The following is a 24,601-nucleotide window of genomic DNA, read 5'->3' on the forward strand; positions in this document are numbered from 1 at the left end:
TATGGAAAAATTAACAAAAGAAACCTATCTACAATGGTATAAAGAAATGACCTTTTGGCGTCGTTTCGAAGATAAATGTCGTTCTCTGTATTTGAAACAAAAAATACGCGGATTTTTACACCTATATAACGGTCAAGAGGCATTGCCAGCTGGTTTTTTACATGCTATGCAAAAAGGAGACAGAGTGATAACTGCTTATCGTTGTCATATCTGGCCAATGGCAATGGGAGTGGATCCTAAAGAGGTTATGGCAGAACTTTGCGGGAAAGCTACAGGAACTTCAAAAGGTTTAGGGGGCTCGATGCATATTTTTAGTAAAGAACATAATTTTTTCGGAGGTCACGGGATTGTTGGAGGACAAATTCCTTTAGGAGCTGGTATGGCCTTTGGTGATAAATATAATGGTAAAAACCATGTTACAATCTGTCTTATGGGTGATGGAGCTACACGACAAGGTGTACTACACGAAACCTTCAATATGGCAATGAACTGGAAGTTGCCAGTTGTTTTTGTGTGTGAGAATAACCAATACGCCATGGGGACATCTGTAAAGAGAACTGCCAACCATGAGGATATCTGGAAGTTGGGTCTTGGGTACGATATGCCTTCTTATCCTGTAGACGGAATGGATCCAGTGAAAGTAGCTGAAGCAGCCTATGAAGCGATTGAGCGAGCTCGTCGTGGCGATGGACCAACTTTTTTAGATGTTCGTACCTATCGTTACCGAGGTCATTCGATGTCAGATGCAGAACCTTATCGAACTAAAGAAGAGGTGGAGGAGTACAAACAAGAAGATCCGATTCTACATGTGCAATCGCATTTGTTAGCAAATAAATGGGCAACTCAAGAAGAACTTGACAATATGGTAGAAGAAGTAAAAAAAGAAGTGGAAGCTTGCGTAGATTTCGCTGAGAATTCTCCATTCCCAGAAGAAGATGTAATGTATAAATATATATACTCAGAACCTGATTATCCTTTTTTAGATAAATTAGAAAAAAACTAATCTATGGCAGAAATAATTAATATGCCTCGCTTAAGCGATACAATGGAAGAAGGTACCGTTGTAAAATGGCACAAAAGTGTTGGAGATGAAGTTGCAGAAGGTGATATTCTTGCCGAAATCGAAACTGATAAAGCTATCCAAGAATTCGAGTCGGAATATGATGGGGTTTTGCTCTACCAAGGTGTGAAAGAAAACGAGCCAGTACCAGTAGATACAGTTTTAGCAATTATCGGTGAAAAAGGAGAAGATATAGCTAGTTTAATATCTGGCGGAACACAAGAAAAAGAAGATACAACTCAAGAAACCATCAAAGAAGAGGCAGAAAAATCTACTCAATCTACTGTCAAAAAACAAATTCCGTCCAATGTTCATGTTATCAATATGCCTCGTTTGAGTGATACAATGGAAGAGGGAACAGTGACGTCTTGGCATAAAAATGTTGGCGACAAAGTAGCGGAGGGAGATATTTTAGCGGATATCGAAACTGATAAAGCAGTTCAAGAATTCGAATCAGAATATGATGGAGTTCTCTTGTATCAAGGAGTAAAAGAAAATGAGCCTGTTCCAGTGGATACAATATTAGCCATTATCGGAGAAAAAGGAGCTGATATAAGTGCTGTTTTAGAGCAAGGTTCTGCAGTAGCTAATCAAGAAGAGGTAGAAATCATAGATGATGAAAAGCCAGTTGTGGTAGAGTTGGAGGTTAAGAAAACTGGTGAACATTCTACCGAAACAACCCCTAGCGAAGAAAGAATTTTTGCTTCACCACTCGCCCGTAAAATTGCAGAAGATAAAGGAATAGATTTAGTACAAGTAAAAGGTAGTGGAGACAACGGTAGAATTATACGTAAAGATGTAGAAAACTTCACACCATTAGCACAACATACAGTAGGTTCTGAATCGGTTGCATCTCCTAATATAGTTGCAGGAGAAGATAAACATATCCCGAACTCGAGTATGAGGAAAGTAATTGCAAAACGCTTGGCTGAATCTAAATTCACCGCACCTCATTATTACCTCAATATCGAGCTTGATATGGATAATGCAATTGAAGCAAGAAAACAAATTAATGCGTTACCCAATACAAAAATATCTTTCAACGATATGGTTGTGAAAGCTGTTGCTATGGCTCTGAAAAAACATCCTTCAGTAAATGCAAGTTGGGCCGATAATGAGATTGTACAATATGGAGATATCAATATCGGAGTAGCAGTTGCAGTAGAGGATGGTCTATTGGTACCAGTTGTACGCAACGCAGATCAGAAAAGTTATACCCAACTTTCGGCCGAAATCAAAGATTATGCAACCCGTGCAAGAGATCGCAAATTGAAAGCCGATGAAATGGAGAAATCTACCTTTTCGGTGTCTAATTTAGGAATGTTCGGGATAGAATCATTTACATCTATTATCAATCAACCAAATTCGTGCATCATGTCTATAGGCGCAATCGTAGAAAAGCCAGTCGTGAAAAACGGACAAATTGTTGTAGGAAACACCATGATGATTTCCTTAGCATGTGATCACAGAACAGTAGACGGAGCAACAGGAGCACAATTTCTGCAAACCTTCAAAGCATATATGGAAAATCCTGTCGCCATGTTGGTGTAGTAATAAAAAACAATAATTAATAATGGCTATTCAAATTTTGGATAGCCTTTTTTATTAACTTAGTTGAATGCAAAAAATAAAAGATTTATATAAAATTATAATACAAACCATTGTCGAGTTTACAGACGATCGTCTTATGAAAATGAGTGCTTCGTTAACCTATTACGCAATGTTTTCTTTATCGCCCGTTCTACTAATCGTCCTTTCGATGGCAAGCTTACTGTATAAAAAAGAAGCAATCGAGAATAGACTATATTACGAAATCAAAGAATTGGTGGGTTCGGAATTGGCTATCCAAATTCAAGACTTTGTAGCAAACTCAGCCGTTTCGGGAGATAGCAATATTGCTTTGATTATAGGTGTCGGAGTTTTAATTTTTGGTGCTACAACCGTGTTTACCGATATGCAAGATAGCTTCAATCTCATTTGGCGCATAGAAGCTGTTCCCAAAAGAGCCATGCTCAAGTTTTTAGCCAATCGCGGGGTTTCCTTTCTGTTTATCATGATTTTGGGATTTATTTTGTTTTCATCCGTCATCGTAAGCAGTTTAGTTGTACGTTTTGGTGAAGATATACTCCATTGGCTCGACATCAGTCAAACCATATCTGCTTCCACATTTATGATGATTAATAACATTTTATCATACGTATTAGCTGTTATAGTTTTTTTCTTACTATTCAAATTCTTGCCCGACATCAAAGTCAAACCCAAGCCCATCCTCATTGGTTCCTTAGTAACAGCAGGTTTATTCTTTGTAGCCAAATATTTTATCAGTTATTACCTATCCATTTCCAAATACAATACAATTTTTGGTTCAGCAGGATCCATCGTCATTCTATTGTTATATATCTATTACAATGCAGCCATAATGTACTTTGGTGCAAAATTTACAAAAGTATTTACCGAATACTATGGATTTGGAGTTCATCCAAGCAAAATAGCAAAGCGAAGAATAGTTAAATTCGAAGAATGAAACATCTTCATTTCGGTAGGATGAACCACAAAGCTTTCCCAAAAGATAGCAACAAAACCTCAAGCAACACATTATTTTTGATACATTTCACGATCCGAAGGAACACTAGGGCAGAAAAAATTTATATTTATTGCCCACACTTTCAATAGCTTAAAAAAAGAACTGTAAAAATCTTATAAAATTATTTGTTTAATTCATTTTAGAGTTCATATATTTGCACTCCCAATACACGAGAAGAGTAGTTGTGTAAGGGTTTTTTGAAAACGCGGATATAGGAATTAAGTCGAAGGAGTTTTATGCTTCTGGGAGTGTTTCGAAAAAAGTTTCAAAAACTTTTGTTAGATTAAATTTAATTCTTATCTTTGCACTCGCTTACGAAAAATAAGGTATTTTTTTTGTGATGCGTAACAACTGAGGAGTTCATTTGACACAATGTAACAAGAAGAAAAAATAAAGCCAAGCAAACGTCAATTAGAGTTGGAGTAGCTTTTCAGTATCGTATAAAGAAATTTATATTACAATGGAGAGTTTGATCCTGGCTCAGGATGAACGCTAGCGGGAGGCCTAACACATGCAAGCCGAGCGGTAGATTATCTTCGGATAATTGAGAGCGGCGTACGGGTGAGTATCGCGTATGTAACTTGCCTTATAGAATGGGATAGCCCGGAGAAATTCGGATTAATACCGTATATAAAGCTAGGTGGCATCATTTAGTTTTGAAAGATTTATCGCTATAAGATAGACATGCGTAAGATTAGATAGTTGGTGAGGTAACGGCTCACCAAGTCGATGATCTTTAGGGGTCCTGAGAGGGAGATCCCCCACACTGGGACTGAGACACGGCCCAGACTCCTACGGGAGGCAGCAGTGAGGAATATTGGACAATGGGTTAGCGCCTGATCCAGCCATCCCGCGTGCAGGATGACGGCCTTATGGGTTGTAAACTGCTTTTATATGTGAATAAACCTATCCACGAGTTGGATAGTTGAAGGTAGCATATGAATAAGCACCGGCTAACTCCGTGCCAGCAGCCGCGGTAATACGGAGGGTGCGAGCGTTATCCGGATTTATTGGGTTTAAAGGGTCCGTAGGCGGATCAATAAGTCAGTGGTGAAATCCTATCGCTTAACGATAGAACTGCCATTGATACTGTTGATCTAGAATTAGTTTGAAGTAGCTAGAATGTGTAGTGTAGCGGTGAAATGCATAGATATTACGCAGAATACCAATTGCGAAGGCAGGTTACTAAGTCTATATTGACGCTGATGGACGAAAGCGTGGGGAGCGAACAGGATTAGATACCCTGGTAGTCCACGCCGTAAACGATGGATACTTGCTGTTGGGTTTTCGGGCTCAGTGGTTAAGCGAAAGTAATAAGTATCCCACCTGGGGAGTACGATCGCAAGATTGAAACTCAAAGGAATTGACGGGGGCCCGCACAAGCGGTGGAGCATGTGGTTTAATTCGATGATACGCGAGGAACCTTACCAAGGCTTAAATGCATAATGACAGATTTAGAAATAGATTTTTCTTCGGACAGAATGCAAGGTGCTGCATGGCTGTCGTCAGCTCGTGCCGTGAGGTGTTAGGTTAAGTCCTGCAACGAGCGCAACCCTTATCATTAGTTGCCAGCGTTTAAAGACGGGGACTCTAATGAGACTGCCGGCGTAAGCCGCGAGGAAGGTGGGGACGACGTCAAGTCATCACGGCCCTTACGTCTTGGGCTACACACGTGCTACAATGGCCGGTACAGAGGGCAGCTACCAGGTGACTGGATGCGAATCTCTAAAGCCGGTCTCAGTTCGGATTGGAGTCTGCAACTCGACTCTATGAAGCTGGAATCGCTAGTAATCGCATATCAGCCATGATGCGGTGAATACGTTCCCGGGCCTTGTACACACCGCCCGTCAAGCCATGGAAGCTGGGGGTACCTGAAGTTGGTGACCGTAACAGGAGCTACCTAGGGTAAAACTGGTAACTAGGGCTAAGTCGTAACAAGGTAGCCGTACCGGAAGGTGCGGCTGGAACATCTCATATTTAGAGTACATACGATGTGTTAGTTACGTAACAACCTATTTGTTGCTTGGTTTTTTTTCTTTATTTGTATATTTTATATTTATGTTGGATGTATATATAAAACAAGACCGCTCTTTTTAGAGTTTAGAAAGAGTCTCATAGCTCAGCTGGTTAGAGCGCTACACTGATAATGTAGAGGTCGGCAGTTCGAGTCTGCCTGAGACTACGAGGTTAACACTTAAAAAGAGGGGAATTAGCTCAGCTGGCTAGAGCGCCTGCCTTGCACGCAGGAGGTCATCGGTTCGACTCCGATATTCTCCACTATAGATCTTGTTATTTACTATCAAGATATAGAAGAAGTTCATTGACATACTGGAATAATTACTATAATTAATTATTATTTAATTGATTTAAATATAGTAAGCATATAGAAGACGATAAAACGATAAATCGAAAAAATAATTAACGAGTAAGATTAACAAGCACGACAATTAGTTGTGTACTACAGGTTTTTTATAATCAATTTATTATGAATTATTCATTAATATTTTAAATTTTATAGAAGGCCACTTGAGAAAAAAAGTTACAAAGGGCGTACGGCGGATGCCTAGGCTCTCAGAGGCGATGAAGGACGTGATAAGCTGCGATAAGCTGCGGGTATTGGCACATACGATTCGATCCGCAGATTTCCGAATGGGGCAACCCGTCAGGTTGAAGGCCTGACACCTATTAAATAGGGGCGAACGTGGGGAACTGAAACATCTAAGTACCCATAGGAAAAGAAATCAATTGAGATTCCGTCAGTAGTGGCGAGCGAACGCGGATTAGCCCATAAGATTATATAAGTTTAACAGAATAACCTGGAAAGGTTAACCGTAGAAGGTGATAGTCCTGTACGTGAAAGGCTTATATAATTGATATCGAGTAAGGCGGGACACGTGCAATCCTGTTTGAATATGGGGGGACCATCCTCCAAGGCTAAATACTCCTGAGAGACCGATAGTGAACTAGTACTGTGAAGGAAAGGTGAAAAGTATATCGAGAAGATAGTTGAAATAGAACCTGAAACCGTACGCCTACAAGCGGTCGGAGCCTATTTATGGTGACGGCGTGCCTTTTGCATAATGAGCCTACGAGTTAATGTTTCTGGCAAGGTTAAGCACTTCAGGTGCGCAGCCGTAGCGAAAGCGAGTCTTAATAGGGCGTATAGTCAGAGGTATTAGACGCGAAACCTTGTGATCTACCCATGGGCAGGTTGAAGCTTTGGTAACACAAAGTGGAGGACCGAACCCGTTGATGTTGAAAAATCTTGGGATGACCTGTGGGTAGGGGTGAAAGGCCAATCAAACTGGGAAATAGCTCGTACTCCCCGAAATGCATTTAGGTGCAGCGTTTAGTTAAGTATATTAGAGGTAGAGCTACTGATTGGATGCGGGGGCTTCACCGCCTACCAATTCCTGATAAACTCCGAATGCTAATATATGTTTCTAAGCAGTGAGGGCATGGGTGCTAAGGTCCATGTCCGAGAGGGAAAGAACCCAGACCATCAGCTAAGGTCCCCAAATGTATGCTAAGTTGATAAAACGCGGTTGGATTGCCCAGACAGCTAGGATGTTAGCTTGGAAGCAGCTATTCATTTAACGAGTGCGTAACAGCTCACTAGTCGAGCGATCCGGCATGGATAATAATCGGGCATAAGCATACTACCGAAGCTATGGATTACATATTATTATGTAGTGGTAGGGGAGCATTCTATCGGCGCTGAAGCAATTTTGTAAAGATTTGTGGAGCTTATAGAAAAGAAAATGTAGGCATGAGTAACGATAAAATCAGTGAGAAACTGATTCGCCGTAAGATCAAGGATTCCTAAGCTATGCTAATCAGCTTAGGGTTAGTCGGGTCCTAACATGTACCCATAAGGGGAAGTGGATGGCAAACGGGTTAATATTCCCGTACCTGCTCTCAATAAAAGTGACGGATGAATGTATTAGGTGCGTACTGACGGAATAGTACGTTGAACCTACGTAAAGTAGGGATAGTACACAAAGGCTTCGGCTGGCGTGATAATCCTAAGAATTTTGTTCCAAGAAATAGCGAGAGACGCAGCCCGTACCGTAAACCGACACAGGTGATCGAGGAGAGTATCCTCAGGCGCTCGAGTGAGTCGTGGTTAAGGAACTAGGCAAAATCGACCTGTAACTTCGGGAGAAAGGTCGCTCCGCTCCGGCGGAGCCTCAGTAAAAAGGCCCAGGCGACTGTTTATCAAAAACACAGAGCTTTGCAAAATCGAAAGATGACGTATAAGGCTTGACACCTGCCCGGTGCTGGAAGGTTAAGGAAGGTTGTTAGGGTAACCGAAGCAATTGACTGAAGCCCCAGTAAACGGCGGCCGTAACTATAACGGTCCTAAGGTAGCGAAATTCCTTGTCGGGTAAGTTCCGACCTGCACGAATGGTGTAACGATCTGGGCACTGTCTCAACCACGAGCTCGGTGAAATTGTAGTATCGGTGAAGATGCCGGTTAATCGCAACGGGACGAAAAGACCCTGTGAACCTTTACTATAGCTTCGTATTGACTTTGGGTAAATAATGTGTAGGATAGGTGGGAGACTATGAATTAGCATCGCCAGGTGTTAAGGAGTCGTTGTTGAAATACCACCCTTTATTTATCTGAAGCCTAACTCCTTTTAGGAGGACATTGCGTGGTGGGTAGTTTGACTGGGGTGGTCGCCTCCAAAAGCGTAACGGAGGCTTTCAAAGGTACCCTCAGCACGCTTGGTAACCGTGCGTAGAGTGTAATGGCATAAGGGTGCTTGACTGTGAGACCAACAAGTCGATCAGGTGCGAAAGCAGGACATAGTGATCCGGTGGTTCCGTATGGAAGGGCCATCGCTCAAAGGATAAAAGGTACTCCGGGGATAACAGGCTAGTCTCCCCCAAGAGCTCACATCGACGGGGAGGTTCGGCACCTCGATGTCGGCTCGTCACATCCTGGGGCTGGAGAAGGTCCCAAGGGTTGGGCTGTTCGCCCATTAAAGTGGCACGCGAGCTGGGTTCAGAACGTCGTGAGACAGTTCGGTCTCTATCTGTTGTGATCGTTAGAAGTTTGAGCGGACTTGACTCTAGTACGAGAGGACCGTGTTGAACAAACCTCTGGTGTATCAGTTGTACCGCCCGGTGCACTGCTGAGTAGCTACGTTTGGATGAGATAAGCACTGAAAGCATATAAGTGCGAAACTCGCCGCAAGATAAGACTTCTTTAAAGGGTCGTGGAAGACTACCACGTTGATAGGCTACAGATGTAAAGGCAGCGATGTCAAAGTCGAGTAGTACTAATTACCCATAGACTTTTTGTTAAGTTATACACAACTAATTGGTTGTCTTTGTTAATCTTAAGCGTTAATACACAATATTTTTTATTGATTATCTCTATTGTTTAAAAATTTTCAGTATATCAAACAATATTTGGGTGATTATAGCTGCAGGGCTCACCTCTTCCCATTCCGAACAGAGAAGTTAAGCCTGCATGCGCCGATGGTACTGCTAATGCGGGAGAGTAGGTCGTCGCCAGTTTTTATTAAAGAATCCTTATCCTTTTATTGGGTAAGGATTTTTTTGTTTTTAACTTAACTTATTACTTATTGTGTAATATCCCCTACCTCCATCAATGAATGTATTATCCGATGAATCAATGCATCAGCTTGTAAGTTTTAACTTAAGAACTATCTTTTCTACTTCATCCTACAGAAATCCTTTTAAAATGCTTTATTATATACAATAATTATTAATGGTAAAGATAAATTATTCCATTTTTTAGTATATTCTAATTTTATTATGAGCATATTAATTTTTTCATAGTTCTATTGTCTTTAGAAATTTAAAATATTGTTTGAATTGTTTTATCAAGATTTAGATTTACATTTGTATTTAAGTTAAATTGGTTTGGATTTTAAAGCGTTTGTTAAAGAATATCAACAAAAAGTTTATTGGCAGGTGCGTCGCATGGTGTATAATCATGAGGATACGAATGATTTAGTACAGGATATTTTTGTGAAAGTATATACAAATTTTGATCAGTTTCGTGGTAATGCTAAACTTTCTTCTTGGGTGTATAGAATTGCTTTTAACGAAACGATAAATTTTCTGAATAAACAAGCTAGAGAACGTACTTTATCATTAGACGAATTAGCTTTAGATTCTATAGATAAATTGAAAGATGATATTTATTTTGATGGTGATGATACTGAAATACTTTTACAGAAGGCTATTGCAAGTTTGCCTGTCAAACAACGCATGGTATTTTTATATAAATATTACGAAGAATTAAAATATGATGAAATAGCTGAAATTTTAGGTGGTAGTGTTGGAGGTTTGAAAGCTTCTTATCATCATGCTGTAAAGAAAATAAAAGACTTTATTTATCAACATCATTAAACCTTTATTATTTATTTTTGTCTTACAATCATGAGAGATATTAAACCAACTAATCCGTATCGTGTACCAGATAATTATTTTGATCATTTGGAACAATCTATTTTAGAGACTAATTTTTCGACTAAAAAAAGAAAACTTTCTTTAGGACCTTTGCTGGTCGCGGCTAGTGTAATTTTGTTAGCGGTTACTTTATACTATACGCTATATCAAACGAATTCTTCTTTCGTTGATGCAAAAAAAGAAGAGTTGGTTTACAATCGTTTATTCGATTTGTTTATCTCGGAAGATTATAAAAACGTGCCGGATGAAATGGAGAATGAAAAATTACAAGAATTTTATTCAGACGACTTATTGATCGTAATGGATTAATGTCTCCTCTCTACTCTTATACAATTTCTGCAGAGATGCCTCTATTCAAGAGCTCTTCGCATCTAGGCTTCAGGTAAGTATATTCTCCTGTTAGCACATCACATTTACCATTATAATGTATAATTAGTGTACATTGTTCTGCTTGTTCTGGTGTATGATCGCAAACATCAATAAGTGATTCGATTACCCAATCGAAGGTGTTAACATCGTCGTTATGAACAATGATCTGATTTTGTTCTTTTTCTTCTGTTAATACCTCAATATCCGTTTCAGGACTTGTTTCGATAAGAGGTTTTACGTTAAAATACATGGTTTTATTTTTTGATAAAATGTAAAGCAATCCAGTTGTTTCGTTCTTTTTTCGTCACAAATTTCAGACCATTTTCTGTACATGTTGCCAAAATATCATCGAAATCGATATCCAACAATCCACTCAAATATAAATCACCGTCTCTTGCTAAAACTTCACTATATTTTGGAATATCTTTTAATAAGATATTTTTATTGATATTGGCAAAGATAGCATCAAATTGTTTTCTACCCAATAATGAAGAATCCCCCAATTTGGCGTCGATGCTGACTGTGTTTTTTTTCGCATTTTCGAGTGAGTTTTCCACAGCCCATTCGTCAATATCAATAGCTTCAGCAAAGTTAGCACCTTTTTTCATTGCCAATATTGCAAGAATAGATGTTCCACAACCCATATCTAGAATATCTTTTCCCAGGAAATTATTTTCTAGAATATATTCCACCATCATATGAGTTGTTTCATGATGTCCTGTCCCAAAAGACATTTTTGGCGTAATAATAATCTCATAAGGGTAGTTTTCTTCGGTAGGATGAAAGTCAGCTCGGATTATGCATTGATCATTTACCTGTATAGGTTCGAAGTTTTTCTCCCATTCGGCATTCCAATTTTGTTGTTCAATTTCTTGTCGAATATATTGTATTTTGGCATCGCTTATTGTTTCTATAATCGCATTCACTGCTTGTTCGTCATCCAATTCTTTTGGGATATATGCCTGAAAACCAAATTCGTTTTCTACAAAACTTTCGAAAGGTAATTCGGCAATCATTGCGATTGTAATTTCGGTCCAAGGATTTTTGGGTAAAATAGTAAATGTATATTCGTTATAATTGGTCATAAAGAAATGATCTAAAAAGCTTGACAAAGTTACATCAAGTTTTTTAGACCATTGTTCATATTTTTTTACATTTCTTATTATTGTGCTGCCATTATAATTTGGGTAAATTGATCCAGTTGTAAAGAGGCACTTCCTACCAAACCTCCATCGATGTCATTTTGGGAAAATAAGTTTTCTGCATTTTCTGCATTCACACTTCCGCCATATAAAATAGGTGTAGAATTAGCGATTTCTGCTCCAAAATTTTTATCCAATACTTCACGTACATATACATGCATTTCTTGGGCTTGTTCTGGGCTTGCTGTTTTTCCGGTCCCGATGGCCCACACTGGCTCATAAGCCAAAATAAGTTTGTTAAGAAGCTCTTTATCTTGTTTAGCCAAAACATCGAGAAGTTGACTTTCTACCACTTCGAAATGTGTGTTATTTTCACGTTGTTCTAGATTTTCTCCAAAACAAAAGATAGGATAAATCTGATGTGCAAAAGCTTGTTTCATTTTCTGCTCTAATACTTCGGCATCTTCGTGTTGATAAGTTCTTCTTTCAGAATGACCGATTAGGCTAAAGTCTAAGCCAATAGAATCTAGTTGTTCTGCAGAAATATCACCAGTATAGGCACCTTTTTCGTGTGCAGATAAATCTTGAGCTGATATTTTCAAGAATTGCTCATCGACATTTTCTAGCAAGGTAGGTAGATATATAGAAGATGGTGCTATTATTACTTCTGCTTCTGGCTGATTGTCCGCTATCCAACCATTAAGATCAATCGCTAATTGAAGGGCTTCCTCAAATTTCAGATTCATTTTCCAATTTCCAGCAACAATTTTCTTTCTCATGTTTTATGTGTTTAGTATGTTTTGAAATATTTTTTTAATTAATTCTAACGCGTGGATCCAAGATTCCGTATATAAAATCGATAACAATATTAATGATAATAAACATCACGGCAATGGTGAGTACTGCTCCCATAACGATTGGCAAATCTAGTGCATTGAGTGCATTGACAATTTCTTTGCCCAAGCCATTCCAGCCAAAAATAAATTCTACGAAAACAGAACCGGCCAACATCGAAGCAAACCATCCTGATATTGCAGTAATTACAGGATTCATCGCATTTTGCATAGCATGTTTCATGATCACCATTTTTTTCGTAAGACCTTTGGCGTATGCCGTACGGATATAATCTTGATTAAGAACTTCTAACAACGAATTTCTGGTCAATTGACAAAAGACAGCCAAAGGTCGAGAACCCAAGGTGAGTGCAGGAAGTAAAAGGTTTTTCGGGACCAAATGAGTTCCTTCGCCTAGGTCATCTACTTCATATAAACTCCCAATCATATTGAGTCCAGTAATCGAATGCAGTAAATAGGCAAAGATATAAGCCATCAAGATTGCAGAAAAAAAAGAGGGAATACTCATACCGAAACTCGTAACTACTAGTAAAACACGGTCTATCCATTGATCTTTGTAGAGTGCTGCAATTATGCCTAAGCCAACTCCTAAAATAGTAGCTATCATTATAGATGCGATGGCCAAAATAATGGTGTTGGGTAAAGTTTCTGCAATAATGCTGTTGACGGTTTTCCCCTGTTTCTGAAAGGATGTTCGTAAATAGGGAGTTTTCAGCACAAGACTTTTATTACCCAATTGCAAAAGTGTTTGATAAGAATATTTTCCACTATTAAGAGCCGTATAATCGGTGCTATTTTTTTTGTTTTGATGCAAAGAAATAGGCGATAAATCATTGAGATAATAGGTATATTGTTTCCAGAACGGTTGGTCGAGCCCAAGATTTTTCCGGATAATAGCTAATTGTTCTGGATCTTCTTTTTGGTCGAGCATCATCCGTGCAGGATCTCCAGGCAATACTGTGAATAGAAAAAATACAATCGTAATTACTCCCCACAAGGTAAGTAAACTATACACTAATTTTTGTAGCAAATAGCGAATCATAACAAGTCGCTTAATAGTTGTTCTATGCTAGGTAAATCATTGAAATGGTACTTCGACTTCACCACACCGTTGCTTAATGTCATGATTCCAGGATTACTTCTGGTCATGGTTTTCAGAACAATCTGATCGACCAAACAAACTGGTTGTGTAATTTTTTCGATTGGATTATTACTCAAAATTGCAAACGGAATGTCGTGTACATGCGCTTCGTGTGCAATTCTCTCGATTGCCAATCTTTTCTTGGTAGCAATTTCATGTGCAAATGGTACAATAATAAAAATTACTTTGGGCTGATTGAGGTAATAGTCTGTTTTATCTACCCCCAAGCAGTCTAATGAAAAATCTTTTATTGCTGGCTCATAGCCTTTGTACACTAATCGAGATTTGGTGAGTTCTGGCAGAATTTCCCATGGCGTACCATCTTTATACCACTTGTCATTTGTCACATATTCTGTGTCATTGATTTGGACAGTTTTTCCGTTTTCTTTGTTTTTTAGTGTAAAAACAGTCTCATAAACCGAAGGTTTTTTTCCTAATTCTTCGGCAGATTTCATTTCTTCTTTCAGATCTTTTCCGACTGCGTATGCTCTAAAATCTATAATTGGTGAGTGTTCTATTCCTAGGTAAGCAACATACGACGATAAAATTAATCCTATAGCAAGAAGTAGATAGTTTGTTTTTGGTTTGAATAATGGTTGAATAAATCGATGACCAAAAAGAATTATTAAAATTAAAATCGTTAGCACTACATCTTTGATGAAAGATGTCCAAGGATCTAATGTTAAGGCATCCCCGAAACAACCACAGTCGGTAACTTTATTGAAGTAGGCTGAGTAAAATGTAAGGAAAGTGAAAAAAGCTATTACTGCAAGTAATGCCCAAGCAGTAAACTTTCGGGTAATTCCCAAGAGTAACATCAGCCCCAAACCAATTTCTAGTAAGGTAATCAATACAGCAATCGGAAGGTGAAACTCCATCAAACCTGCCAGATTGAGAACACTCGGTGAGAAATATTCTTCGAGTTTATAGCCCATCCCAATAGGATCAATGATTTTTACAAATCCAGAAATAATAAATAAAACTCCGACCAAAAGACGACAAATTTGTACTAGAATTCTCATACAGTTTTGTTTTCATGGATTAATATTAGTGCAAAGATCGAATAATTTACCATATCGAGATAATTAGCATCCAAGCCTTCAGAAACCAACGTTTTTCCTTGGTTATCTTCTATTTGTTTGATACGAAGAATCTTCTGTAAGATAAGGTCTGTAATCGAACTGATTCGTAAATCTCGCCAAGCTTCTCCGTAATCATGATTTTTGTTTTTCATCAAATCAAAAGCCTCTTGTGCCATTTTATCATAATATGCTAAGGCTTGTTCTACCGAAAGGTCGGGTTTATTGACCACACCCAACTCCAATTGAATCAGAGAAATCAGTGAATAGTTAATAATCCCAATAAATTCTTCTTCTTCGCCTTCGGCAATTTTTTGTTCGTCTTGAGTTTGAAGGGTTCTTATTCGATTGGTTTTGATATAAATTTGATCGGTAAGTGATGGCAAACGCATTACGCGCCAGGCACTTCCGTAATCTTGTAATTTGTTCTGAAACAATTCTCGACAATTAGCAAGGATCGTTTGAAATTGGTTTGCTGTATTTTTCATAAATTCGTTTCAAATTCAAAAATAAACGAAATTCGTTAAAAACCCGAAAAGATAACATGACAATTAACTGTAAAGGCACTTTAGTTGATCTTTCTACTCCAAAAGTGATGGGCATTCTTAATGTCACACCCGATTCTTTTTACCAAAAAGGGCGAACACCCGATATAGATTCTTTGTTGAAAAAAGCAGAAAAACATTTAGCAGATGGTGCAACTTTTTTAGATTTAGGTGGTTATTCTACGCAACCAGGAGCAAAAGAAGTTTCGGTAGAAGAAGAGTTGGATAGAATAATTCCGGCTGTGGATGTATTACAGAACTATTTCCCTGATGCTTTGCTTTCTATTGATACGTTTCGCAGTCAGGTTGCACAAAAATCTGTCGAAGCAGGGGCGCATATAATTAACGATGTTTCGGGCGGAACGTTGGATGAGCAAATGTTCTCAACCATTGGTCAATTGCAGGTTCCGTATGTTTTGATGCATATGAAAGCTACTCCGCAAACCATGCAAATCAATCCACAATACGAAGATGTTGTCACCGAAGTTAATCAGTTTTTGTTAGAAAGAGTTCAACAATTGCAGAGGCTGAAAGTAAAAGATATTATTTTGGATCCTGGTTTTGGTTTTGCCAAAACGCTCGAACACAACTATCAATTATTGGATAAAATGCAACTGATTGGTTTTGAGGAGTTCCCAATTTTGGTGGGCGTTTCTAGAAAATCGATGGTCTATAAATTACTCAACATTACGGCAGAAGAATCTCTCAATGCGACGACAGCATTGCATATGATTGCTTTGCAAAAAGGAGCAAAAATCCTTCGTGTTCACGATGTAAAAGAAGCCCGACAGGCGATAGAAATTTACCAAATGTTGCGTAAACCTATATAATTATTTACCCAAAGCGTGTTTGTATGCATCGAGAATTTCGTCTAAATCAGAGCTTACATGCCATACGCCGTTGACTAGTTCTAATATAATTTCGTTATCATAAAGATTTTCGTCATCGGTAAGTAGATTTATTTTTTCTAAATCTCGATTTCCGACAATTATCGCATGCGTAAGGTCGATTAATCGATCATTTACAGCAATTAAATTTTCGAAAGTTAATAACAAACCATCTCTTTCATCAATCAATTGATGCAAACTAAAAATTGTGAATTCTTCCGAATCGGTTTCTCCATCCAACCAAATTATTCGCCAATGGAATTGCTCGGGTGATGGAATCGGACGAGTAAGCTCGAATATATCGAGATAAGCATCGTTAGGTAATCGACTATCGATATGAAAATCAGCCATTTTTTTATAATTTATACAAAGGTAGAAAACGTTTTTTTCTTCTTTCTATAAAGGTTTCTATTTTTTTTCTAGAATGTTTAGGATTGTATGGTTTGTCGCTTGATGATTTAAGCTATAAGCAGTCTGTATAATTTCTTAGATCCAGTAGGGATGCGTAAGGTCCTTTTATCGATACGTGTGTGACTAATGAAGAAATCTCAAAGAGTTTTTCTCGAAAATAGGATGGCATAACAAAATAATTGTTAAATAGTTTTTGAAATCTGTTTTTTGTTCTGTTCCTCCATTTTAATAATTACCTTCAGAATGTTTCGAATTGATAGATGTTTTATTCAATTTTATAGTACTTAGGGTCTACCAGAAAATTTCACAAAAAAAGCCGAAACAAAAACTTGTTCCGACTTTCTTGTTGATTTATAATCAATCTGATAAACAATAATTAAACTTATACTGTTTGATGCTCTTCTACTTTTACTCTCCACCCGTAAGGATCTTCTACCTTCCCGAATTGGATATCGTTTAATTTCTTTTTCAGTTGCATTCCGTACGAATCTTCATCGCTAATATTGGGCAATTGGCAACGCTCATCACCAAACCCTACTGCATCATAAACGTTGACCACAACCGCTGTTCCTACTCCGAAAACTTCTTTTAGTTCTCCTTTTTGGTAAGCTTCATACATTTCTTCTACAGAAACAGGACGTACTTCTATATCATATCCATTGTCTTTGGCTAATTGAATAATAGAATCTCGGGTTACCCCATCTAAAATTCTCTCAGAAGTTGGTGCTGTTAATAAAGTATCACCAATACGAACAAAAACGTTCATCGTACCCGCTTCTTCGATAAATTTGTGTGATATAGAATCGGTCCAAATGACCTGATCATAGCCTTCTAGTTTTGCTTGTTCAGTTGGGTAAAAAGAGCCTGCATAGTTTCCGGCACATTTAGCAAAACCAACACCTCCTGGTGCCGAACGGCTATAGTAATCAGCGATTTTTACTGATAATCTTTTGGTGTAATAGCTTGGTGAGTAAGCCATTAGGATAACAAAAGTGAATTCGTTAGAAGAACGTGCTGTGATCGCCTCTTCAGTAGCAAACATGGTTGGTCTTAGATACAACGATGTTCCTTCTTTTTTCGGAACCCATTGACGATCCAAATCAATTAAAGCTTTTAGTCCATCCATAAAGATTTCTTTAGGCACTTCTGGCATGTTTAGACGAACTGCCGACTTATTGAAGCGTTTGAAGTTTTTTTGTGGTCTAAAAATGAATACCTCATCGTCTTCATTTTTATAAGCTTTCATCCCCTCGAAAATAGCTTGTCCATAATGAAAAACCATTGCTGCAGGAGTGAGTTCGATCGGTTGGTAAGGCATGATTTTCGGTTCGCTCCACTTTCCGTCTTTGTATTTAGCAATCAACATGTGGTCTGTAAAATCTTTCCCGAAAGTAGTAGACTCAAACACTTTTTCTGTAAATTTGGTTTGAGGTATTTTCTCTATTATCATAATGAACTTTTGTTTGTTGCAATCCAAATATACGTTTATTTTGTTGAATATATTAAATCAAAGCTGATAAAAATTAGGAGATTTTTCGGATGAAAAGGTCAATTATCCAAACGCAAGACGGTTCGCGTACCATTCGTATAGAAGAATGGGCAGAATCCTATCATTCTGTGCATGGTGCGGTGCAAGAAGCTGTGCATGTTTTTATGAAAAATGGGCTAGAAGAAGTGGCCATGAATAAGTCAACCATAAAAATATTAGAGATTGGCTATGGTACAGGGTTGAATGCTTTATTGACAGTTTTATATGGCTCAAAACTAAACCTGATGATTGATTATGTGGGGATAGAAAAATTTCCGGTTTCTCGAGAAGAACTTTTCGCTTTGGCTTACGCAGATAGCTGTACGAAAATTGCAGATAAATCTATCGAGAAAATAGAAGATATACAACAGAAAATGTTCGATGCTTCGTGGGGTGTTTTTACAGAGATAACACCTTCTTTCAGACTGAAAAAAGTACAACTTGATTTTTTCGATTTACCGAAACTATTGGATAAAGATTTCGATTTAATCTATTTTGATGCTTTTGGTGCGCGTGTTCAACCAGAATTATGGGAAATGGAGTTGTTGCAAAAAGTGGTCGAAAAGATGAACATAGAAAGTCAATTCACTACCTATGCTGCGAAAGGGAGTTTGAAACGCACCTTGCAGACATTAGGCCTAGATGTCGAAAAACGTGTGGGACCTCCAGGAAAAAGAGAAATGATGATCGCAAAGAAATATCCTATCCAACCCGAAAATATCTGATAACAATGAAACCTTTTAATGTACGGGTCTATGCATTGCTTGTTCATGATGCAAAAGTTTTGGTAATGCACGAACCTTTTCTAGGGAAGTTGATTTATAAATTTCCGGGTGGTGGATTAGAGTTTGGAGAAGGAACGCGTGATTGTTTGGTAAGAGAATTAAAAGAAGAACTGAATCTGGAAATCGAGGTAGAAGAGCATCTTTATACACAAGATTTTTTCATGCAAAATGCTTTTGATCCCGAAGAGCAAATAATTCTAATTTATTATAAAGCGAGTATTTCTGATAAAAATTTAACTCAATTAAAAGTTTTAGAACGGAATATTAACCAGTTACTTTGGATGAGAATCGATGAGCTGTATGTAGAAGATTTTACATTAGTAGCCGATAAAAAAGTGATAGAAATTTTTCGAGAGAAATATCTAAAGAAATAAAAAAAACTTTGACTCCCTAGGCGTCAAAGTTTATGATATTTTGATCAACGAAATATTGGATAATTGCGTGTTTCATGAGTAATGTTTGTTCGTTTGTTTTCAGTTCTGGCAAATTCTCAATTAGCTCGAAATGTGGCCAACCGTCTTTATCCAAACCATCAAAACGATAATAACCAAAAGGTTCTAAAACACGACAAACGGCAATATGTAAAAGGTTAATTTTCTCATCCTTTTTGAATCGTCTTTTGCCTTGCCCTAATTCTTGAACCCCGATAAGAAACAGCATCGTATCCAAATCAGGTAATTCTCCATCGGTGAAATTTTCTTGAAAAAATCCTTCGATTTTCTTCCATTTTTCTGCCATATTACTAGCTCTTGGCATAAGATGTTGTGCCATTTTTTAGAATTTTTTGCCACGATGACGCATATTTGGATTTTGGAGTTGTCCTGGATTGAAATTGAACTTCTTCATTTGTCCTTGCATCATTTTTATATGATCCGTAAACATATTTTTATCATCTAAACGCTTGGCTTCTTTTAGGTAGATTTCCGCCTCTTTTCTTCTTCCTTTTGCCATGGCGGCTCCTGCTAGAGAAAGGTTTGCCATTGCTCGATCGTGCTTGAAACTAAGACCATAATCCAAAGCATTTCGCATATATTTCTCAGATACAGCAATATTATCCTCGGCTTCGGTAATGCCTTTCATATAATTAAAATAGCCCCACTGTTTACGAATTAGTTGGGTTTCTTGATTTGTAATTCTATTCAGCCATTTTTTGGCTTTTTCTACTTCTTGCTTTCGCATGAACCAAAAAGCCATGATGATATTTTCGTTTCGAAAGTAGAATACTATTGGGAAAATTGCTAAAAATAACATTATAAAGCCCCAGCCATACGCCCGATCTGTAAAAAGATAAATTCCACTAATGATAAGAATGCCAGCTAGTACAAGTTTAAGGTATTTGTTCATAATCTTTTATACTAAGTATGATTTAATTTTATCGGCAATTTTTCGCATTTCTTCTGCAGAAAGCGACAATTTGGGTTGTGTAAAATTGATATCTTGCATAGTGTTGAGAGGAACCAAATGTACATGTACATGCGGTACTTCTAGCCCTACAACAGCTACCCCAATTCTTTTACACGGAATGGTTTTTTCTATTGCTGGTGCAATACTGTACGCAAAATCCATTAGCCCTAGATAAGTTTCACGATCCAACTCAAAGAGTTTATCTACTTCTTTTTTAGGAATTACCAAAACATGTCCTTTCACCAAAGGAAAAGCATCGAGTATGGCAATATAGTTTTCGTTTTCTGCTACCTTATAAGAAGGAATTTCGTTCCGGATGATTTTTGTGAATATGCTAGCCATTTATTAAAATTTTTGGCAAGTTACGATTTAATCTAAAGAAATACTCAATACTTCAAAAGTTAAAGTCTGACCATTAGGCAGCTCTATTTCAGCTATATCACCTACCGATTTGCCTAATAAACCTTTAGCAATTGGTGTATTTACTGATATACGCGCTTTTTTTAGGTCAGCTTCTGTTTCGGGTACCAATGTATATGATAATTCTTGTTTACTTACTTGATTGCGAATACGAACAGTAGATAAAATCGAGATTTTAGTAGCATCTAATTTCGATTCGTCTATAAGACGAGCGTTAGCAATGGATTCTTGTAACTTAGAAATTCTCATCTCTAACATTCCTTGTGCTTCTTTGGCTGCGTCGTACTCAGCATTTTCAGATAAATCTCCTTTGTCGCGGGCTTCAGCGATTTGTTGAGAAATTTTCGGACGTTCATAGGTTTCTAGCTCGTGCAATTCGGCACGTAATTTTTCCAAGCCTTCTTTTGTTACATATTGTATATTTGCCATATCAATGTTTTTTACTTACTTACATTTATAGATATAAAGAAAATAATCCTACACATTGCCTTTATCGGGATGCGCAGGACTATTTTCTGTTTTGTTAAATGCAAAGATAGTAAATTTTTAAAATAGACATACATATGAAGCAATTTATTCGGTTTCTTTTCTTTTTTAGTACATTCTTTGTATCAAGTATTTTCAGTTCCTGTGAATCCGATACGCACAACGACTGTGTCCCGCGCGTAAATGTAAGCCTGACTCTCAATACTAACTTGCCAGAATATAGTGTTCTAAATTCACCTGGTAGATGGATATATGTAGGAGGAGAAGGTGCCGGAACAAGAGGTTTGATTATTGTGAGTATCGGTAATGATCGATATAAAGCTTGGGATCGTAATGCACCACATCTATGTCCCGATGTCAATACTACCCTCGAAGTAGTAGACGGCATTAAGATAGTGTGCCCAAAAGATGGAGCAGAATGGAATATTAATACAGGACAACCTATAAAGATTGCCAATCGCCCTCCTATGGAGTATAATGCGTTTCGATCAGGAAATACTTTGGTGGTAACTCGATAGCTACTATAATAGTATTTTCATTTTTTTCAAAAAAAATATACCTTAACAACATAAGCCCAACTCAAATTTTTTCGCTAGAAGAAGAAAATCAGAAAGAAGCGTTTTTTATTATATCAAATCTTTCGGATAGACAACCAAAATTTAGAAAGATGTTGAAAAAATATAGCAGCGGTGAAATCGTCTTAATTAAACTTGTAAGGAAGATACAATTATTTTAATTTTGACATGCAAATAAAATTATTACGAACTTAAGTAACATAAAAAACAAAAAATGAGTATCATTACACACATTCATGCAAGACAAATATTGGATTCTCGCGGTAATCCAACTGTAGAGGTAGATGTTATTACCGAGAACGGAATTTTAGGGCGTGCAGCAGTACCTTCAGGGGCTTCTACCGGAGAACACGAAGCTGTAGAACTACGAGACGGAGGTGATTTTTATCAAGGGAAAGGAGTTCTTAAAGCGGTTGATAATGTCAACGAAATCCTTGCACCAGAATTGGTAGGATACTCGGTTTTTGAGCAAAATTTAATCGATCATACCATGATCGAAATAGACGGAACCAATAATAAAGGGAATTTAGGAGCAAATGCAATTTTAGGCGTTTCTTTGGCCGTTGCAAAAGCAGCTGCGGAAGAATTAGGTTTGCCACTTTTTCGCTATGTCGGTGGTGTAAATGCCAATACGCTACCCGTTCCCATGATGAATATCGTCAATGGAGGCTCGCACTCTGACGCACCAATTGCATTTCAGGAATTTATGATAATGCCTGTAGAGGCCGAAAATTTCTCGGATGCATTGCGTAAAGGAACCGAAATTTTCCACGCTCTGAAAGCTATTTTACACGAGCGCGGTTTGTCTACTGCCGTAGGTGATGAAGGTGGATTTGCACCAACTTTTAAGGGAACAGAAGATGCGTTGGATACCGTAATGTTGGCTATAGAAAAAGCAGGTTATCAGGCAGGTACAGAAATTATGTTGGCACTTGATTGTGCTGCATCAGAATTTTATGTCGATGGAAAATACGATTATACCAAGTTCGAAGGTGCCGATGCAGCAATCCGTACATCAGAAGAACAAGCAGCTTATCTTGCAGAATTAGTAGAAAAATATCCTATCATCTCTATAGAGGATGGAATGGATGAAAATGATTGGAAAGGTTGGAAAGTATTGACGGATAAAATTGGTGAAAAAGTTCAATTGGTTGGAGACGATTTATTGGTAACAAATGTCAAAATGTTAGAGCAAGCTATCGAATCTGAAACAGCCAACTCTATTCTTATAAAAGTAAACCAAATCGGGACATTGACCGAAACAATCGAAGCGGTACAAATGGCACAAAACGCAGGCTATACAGCAGTAATGTCTCATCGATCTGGAGAAACAGAAGATGCAACTATTGCCGATTTGGCCGTGGCTTTGAATACTGGACAAATAAAAACAGGATCAGCATCTCGCTCAGATCGTATGGCAAAATACAATCAATTACTTCGAATTGAGGAGACTTTGGCTCAAACTGCTATTTACCCAGGCCGAAAAGCATTTAAAGTTAAGCGATAAAAACTGATGATAAAATTCATGAGTTTTTATGCTGTAAAAATTCGATTTTTATCGTATATTACCCTGGTTTAAAGAATTATATTAAAAAATGTCAGATAAAGTAACCTTAAATTACGAAGGAAAAAGTTTAGAATTGCCTGTTTCAACTGGAGCTATGGATGAAAAGGCAATTGATATCTCAAAATTAAGAGACCAAACTGGGTTGATTACAATGGATCCAGGATACAAAAACACTGGTGTATGTGAAAGTGAAATCACTTTTTTAGATGGGGAAGAAGGAAAATTATTGTATCGTGGTTACCCGATTGAGCAGTTAGCAGAAAAATCGAGTTTTGTTGAGGTTATTTACTTGTTACTAAAAGGAGAGTTACCAACACAACAAGAATTGGATCAATTCGAAAAAGATATTGCAGAATACAATTATGTGTCAGAGGATTTAGTGAAAATCTTGGATGCATTCCCAAGTACAGCACACCCAATGGGAATGTTATCGTCGTTGACGTCTGCCTTATCAGCATTCAATCCGAAAACTGTGAATGTAAATTCACCAGAAGACATGTACAAAGCAGCGGTTACCTTATTGGGTAAATTCCCAGTTTTAGCATCTTGGACACAACGCAAAACAAAAGGTTTACCGATTAATTACTCGAATGATGAACTGGGATATGTAGAGAATTTTTATCATTTGCTCTTCAAAAAACCAGGTAAAGAATTAGAACTGAATCCAGTAGTTGTAGATGCTTTAGACAAGTTATTAATCTTACATGCAGATCATGAGCAAAACTGTTCTACCTCTACGGTACGTTTGGTAGGATCATCACATGCAGGGCTATTTGCATCAATTTCAGCAGGGATTTCTGCACTTTGGGGTCCATTGCATGGTGGAGCAAACCAAGCCGTTCTAGAAATGTTGGAGGCTATAAAAAATGATGGGGGAGATGTGCATAAATACATCGAAAAAGCAAAAGATAAAAATGACCCTTTCCGTTTGATGGGATTCGGTCATCGTGTGTACAAGAACTTCGATCCACGTGCGAAAATTATAAAAGTGGCTGCCGATAATGTTTTAGAGCAATTAGGGGTGAATGATCCTATTTTAGATATTGCTAAAAAACTAGAAGAAGCGTCACTACAAGATAGTTATTTCATAGATCGTAAATTATATCCTAATGTTGATTTCTACTCAGGAATAATTTATAAAGCATTGGATATCCCTACTGAAATGTTTACCGTAATGTTTGCAGTGGGTCGTTTACCTGGTTGGATTGCGCAGTGGATGGAGATGAGACAAACAAATCAACCAATTGGTCGTCCACGCCAATTGTATACTGGGAAGCCTACCCGTGATTATGTAGAAATTTCTAAAAGATAATT

23 protein-coding genes, 2 tRNA genes and 3 rRNA genes are annotated in these 24,601 nt (G+C 37.8%); 16 read left to right on the forward strand and 12 right to left on the reverse strand.

Annotation, left to right across the window (positions count from 1 at the left end):
* Position 1: 1 nt before the first annotated feature.
* From pdhA to WEEVI_RS07710, 10 genes are all read left to right on the forward strand, one after another.
* Positions 2-1,003, forward strand: coding sequence for a pyruvate dehydrogenase (acetyl-transferring) E1 component subunit alpha (pdhA, locus tag WEEVI_RS07665; protein ID WP_013598581.1), 1,002 nt, complete (start codon positions 2-4; stop codon positions 1,001-1,003).
* A 3-nt stretch (positions 1,004-1,006) separates the two neighbouring features.
* Positions 1,007-2,611 (forward strand): dihydrolipoyl dehydrogenase family protein, encoded by a 1,605-nt coding sequence (locus WEEVI_RS07670; protein WP_013598582.1) that lies wholly within the window; start codon positions 1,007-1,009, stop codon positions 2,609-2,611.
* A 67-nt stretch (positions 2,612-2,678) separates the two neighbouring features.
* Positions 2,679-3,584, forward strand: coding sequence for a YihY/virulence factor BrkB family protein (locus tag WEEVI_RS07675; RefSeq protein WP_013598583.1), 906 nt, complete (start codon positions 2,679-2,681; stop codon positions 3,582-3,584).
* Between the two features lie 517 nt (positions 3,585-4,101).
* Positions 4,102-5,621: ribosomal RNA gene (locus tag WEEVI_RS07680) — 16S ribosomal RNA — on the forward strand.
* Positions 5,622-5,752: 131 nt separating this feature from the next.
* Positions 5,753-5,826, forward strand: a tRNA-Ile gene (locus WEEVI_RS07685).
* Between the two features lie 21 nt (positions 5,827-5,847).
* Positions 5,848-5,921: transfer RNA gene (locus WEEVI_RS07690), tRNA-Ala, on the forward strand.
* 255 nt (positions 5,922-6,176) lie between these two features.
* Positions 6,177-8,956 (forward strand): 23S ribosomal RNA (locus WEEVI_RS07695).
* Positions 8,957-9,065: 109 nt separating this feature from the next.
* Positions 9,066-9,173 (forward strand): 5S ribosomal RNA (rrf, locus tag WEEVI_RS07700).
* The 16S, 23S and 5S rRNA genes sit together here with 2 tRNA genes alongside, the layout of an rRNA operon.
* Positions 9,174-9,542: 369 nt before the next feature.
* On the forward strand, positions 9,543-10,034 hold the full coding sequence (locus WEEVI_RS07705) for an RNA polymerase sigma factor (RefSeq protein ID WP_013598584.1): 492 nt from the start codon (positions 9,543-9,545) through the stop codon (positions 10,032-10,034).
* A 30-nt stretch (positions 10,035-10,064) separates the two neighbouring features.
* Positions 10,065-10,403, forward strand: a complete 339-nt coding sequence (locus WEEVI_RS07710) for a hypothetical protein (protein WP_013598585.1) — start codon at positions 10,065-10,067, stop codon at positions 10,401-10,403.
* 16 nt (positions 10,404-10,419) lie between these two features.
* Here WEEVI_RS07710 and WEEVI_RS07715 read toward each other — a convergent pair whose 3' ends face one another.
* The 6 genes from WEEVI_RS07715 to WEEVI_RS07740 form a co-directional block, all read right to left on the reverse strand.
* Entirely contained in the window at positions 10,420-10,713 is a 294-nt protein-coding gene (locus WEEVI_RS07715; RefSeq protein ID WP_013598586.1) for an ATP-dependent Clp protease adaptor ClpS, read from the reverse strand.
* A 4-nt stretch (positions 10,714-10,717) separates the two neighbouring features.
* Positions 10,718-11,548, reverse strand: coding sequence for a 50S ribosomal protein L11 methyltransferase (gene prmA / locus WEEVI_RS07720; RefSeq protein ID WP_041942133.1), 831 nt, complete (start codon positions 11,546-11,548; stop codon positions 10,718-10,720).
* Positions 11,549-11,625: 77 nt separating this feature from the next.
* Positions 11,626-12,384, reverse strand: coding sequence for a triose-phosphate isomerase (tpiA, locus tag WEEVI_RS07725; protein ID WP_013598588.1), 759 nt, complete (start codon positions 12,382-12,384; stop codon positions 11,626-11,628).
* A 34-nt stretch (positions 12,385-12,418) separates the two neighbouring features.
* Complete coding sequence (locus tag WEEVI_RS07730) at positions 12,419-13,501, reverse strand: ABC transporter permease (RefSeq protein ID WP_013598589.1); 1,083 nt, start codon at positions 13,499-13,501, stop codon at positions 12,419-12,421.
* Complete coding sequence (locus WEEVI_RS07735) at positions 13,498-14,622, reverse strand: BT_3928 family protein (protein ID WP_013598590.1); 1,125 nt, start codon at positions 14,620-14,622, stop codon at positions 13,498-13,500. The genes WEEVI_RS07730 and WEEVI_RS07735 overlap by 4 nt, the downstream gene beginning before the upstream one ends.
* Positions 14,619-15,167: a DUF1599 domain-containing protein gene (locus WEEVI_RS07740; RefSeq protein ID WP_013598591.1), complete on the reverse strand. Its 549-nt coding sequence runs from the start codon at positions 15,165-15,167 to the stop codon at positions 14,619-14,621. The genes WEEVI_RS07735 and WEEVI_RS07740 overlap by 4 nt, the downstream gene beginning before the upstream one ends.
* A 56-nt stretch (positions 15,168-15,223) precedes the next feature.
* Between WEEVI_RS07740 and folP the strand changes: the two genes are divergently transcribed.
* Positions 15,224-16,054 (forward strand): dihydropteroate synthase, encoded by an 831-nt coding sequence (gene folP / locus WEEVI_RS07745; RefSeq protein ID WP_013598592.1) that lies wholly within the window; start codon positions 15,224-15,226, stop codon positions 16,052-16,054.
* On the opposite strand, the gene WEEVI_RS07750 is transcribed toward folP, so the two are convergent.
* Together WEEVI_RS07750 and WEEVI_RS07755 are read right to left on the reverse strand one after the other, a co-directional pair.
* Complete coding sequence (locus tag WEEVI_RS07750; protein ID WP_013598593.1) at positions 16,055-16,462, reverse strand: hypothetical protein; 408 nt, start codon at positions 16,460-16,462, stop codon at positions 16,055-16,057.
* A gap of 442 nt (positions 16,463-16,904) precedes the next feature.
* Positions 16,905-17,972 carry a branched-chain amino acid aminotransferase gene (locus tag WEEVI_RS07755; RefSeq protein WP_013598594.1) on the reverse strand — a complete coding sequence of 356 codons (1,068 nt, stop codon included), beginning with the start codon at positions 17,970-17,972 and terminating at the stop codon, positions 16,905-16,907.
* An 89-nt stretch (positions 17,973-18,061) separates the two neighbouring features.
* On the opposite strand from WEEVI_RS07755, the gene mnmC2 reads away from it, so the two are divergent.
* A complete protein-coding gene (gene mnmC2 / locus WEEVI_RS07760) occupies positions 18,062-18,775 on the forward strand; it encodes a tRNA (5-methylaminomethyl-2-thiouridine)(34)-methyltransferase MnmC2 (protein ID WP_013598595.1) in 714 nt (237 codons plus the stop codon).
* Between the two features lie 5 nt (positions 18,776-18,780).
* Positions 18,781-19,209 carry an NUDIX domain-containing protein gene (locus WEEVI_RS07765; protein WP_013598596.1) on the forward strand — a complete coding sequence of 143 codons (429 nt, stop codon included), beginning with the start codon at positions 18,781-18,783 and terminating at the stop codon, positions 19,207-19,209.
* A gap of 16 nt (positions 19,210-19,225) precedes the next feature.
* Here the strand turns inward: WEEVI_RS07765 and WEEVI_RS07770 are convergent, their stop codons facing one another.
* From WEEVI_RS07770 to greA, 4 genes are read right to left on the reverse strand one after another with little or no spacing between them, the layout of a single operon-like run.
* Positions 19,226-19,591 carry a hypothetical protein gene (locus WEEVI_RS07770; protein ID WP_013598597.1) on the reverse strand — a complete coding sequence of 122 codons (366 nt, stop codon included), beginning with the start codon at positions 19,589-19,591 and terminating at the stop codon, positions 19,226-19,228.
* An 18-nt stretch (positions 19,592-19,609) separates the two neighbouring features.
* Positions 19,610-20,179: a hypothetical protein gene (locus WEEVI_RS07775; RefSeq protein WP_013598598.1), complete on the reverse strand. Its 570-nt coding sequence runs from the start codon at positions 20,177-20,179 to the stop codon at positions 19,610-19,612.
* Between the two features lie 6 nt (positions 20,180-20,185).
* Positions 20,186-20,581, reverse strand: coding sequence for an HIT family protein (locus WEEVI_RS07780; RefSeq protein ID WP_013598599.1), 396 nt, complete (start codon positions 20,579-20,581; stop codon positions 20,186-20,188).
* Between the two features lie 27 nt (positions 20,582-20,608).
* Positions 20,609-21,088, reverse strand: a complete 480-nt coding sequence (gene greA / locus WEEVI_RS07785; protein ID WP_013598600.1) for a transcription elongation factor GreA — start codon at positions 21,086-21,088, stop codon at positions 20,609-20,611.
* Positions 21,089-21,222: 134 nt separating this feature from the next.
* Here greA and WEEVI_RS07790 point away from each other — a divergent pair, with 134 nt between their 5' ends.
* The 3 genes from WEEVI_RS07790 (at position 21,223) to WEEVI_RS07800 (ending at position 24,599) form a co-directional block, all read left to right on the forward strand.
* The gene (locus WEEVI_RS07790) at positions 21,223-21,663 is read left to right on the forward strand and encodes a Rieske (2Fe-2S) protein (protein ID WP_013598601.1); all 441 of its coding nucleotides are present in this window, start codon (positions 21,223-21,225) and stop codon (positions 21,661-21,663) included.
* Positions 21,664-21,934: 271 nt separating this feature from the next.
* On the forward strand, positions 21,935-23,227 hold the full coding sequence (gene eno / locus WEEVI_RS07795) for a phosphopyruvate hydratase (protein ID WP_013598602.1): 1,293 nt from the start codon (positions 21,935-21,937) through the stop codon (positions 23,225-23,227).
* Between the two features lie 88 nt (positions 23,228-23,315).
* The gene (locus WEEVI_RS07800; protein WP_013598603.1) at positions 23,316-24,599 is read left to right on the forward strand and encodes a citrate synthase; all 1,284 of its coding nucleotides are present in this window, start codon (positions 23,316-23,318) and stop codon (positions 24,597-24,599) included.
* The last annotated feature ends 2 nt before the right edge of the window (positions 24,600-24,601 follow it).

This window comes from Weeksella virosa DSM 16922, assembly GCF_000189415.1.
GTDB lineage: Bacteria > Bacteroidota > Bacteroidia > Flavobacteriales > Weeksellaceae > Weeksella > Weeksella virosa.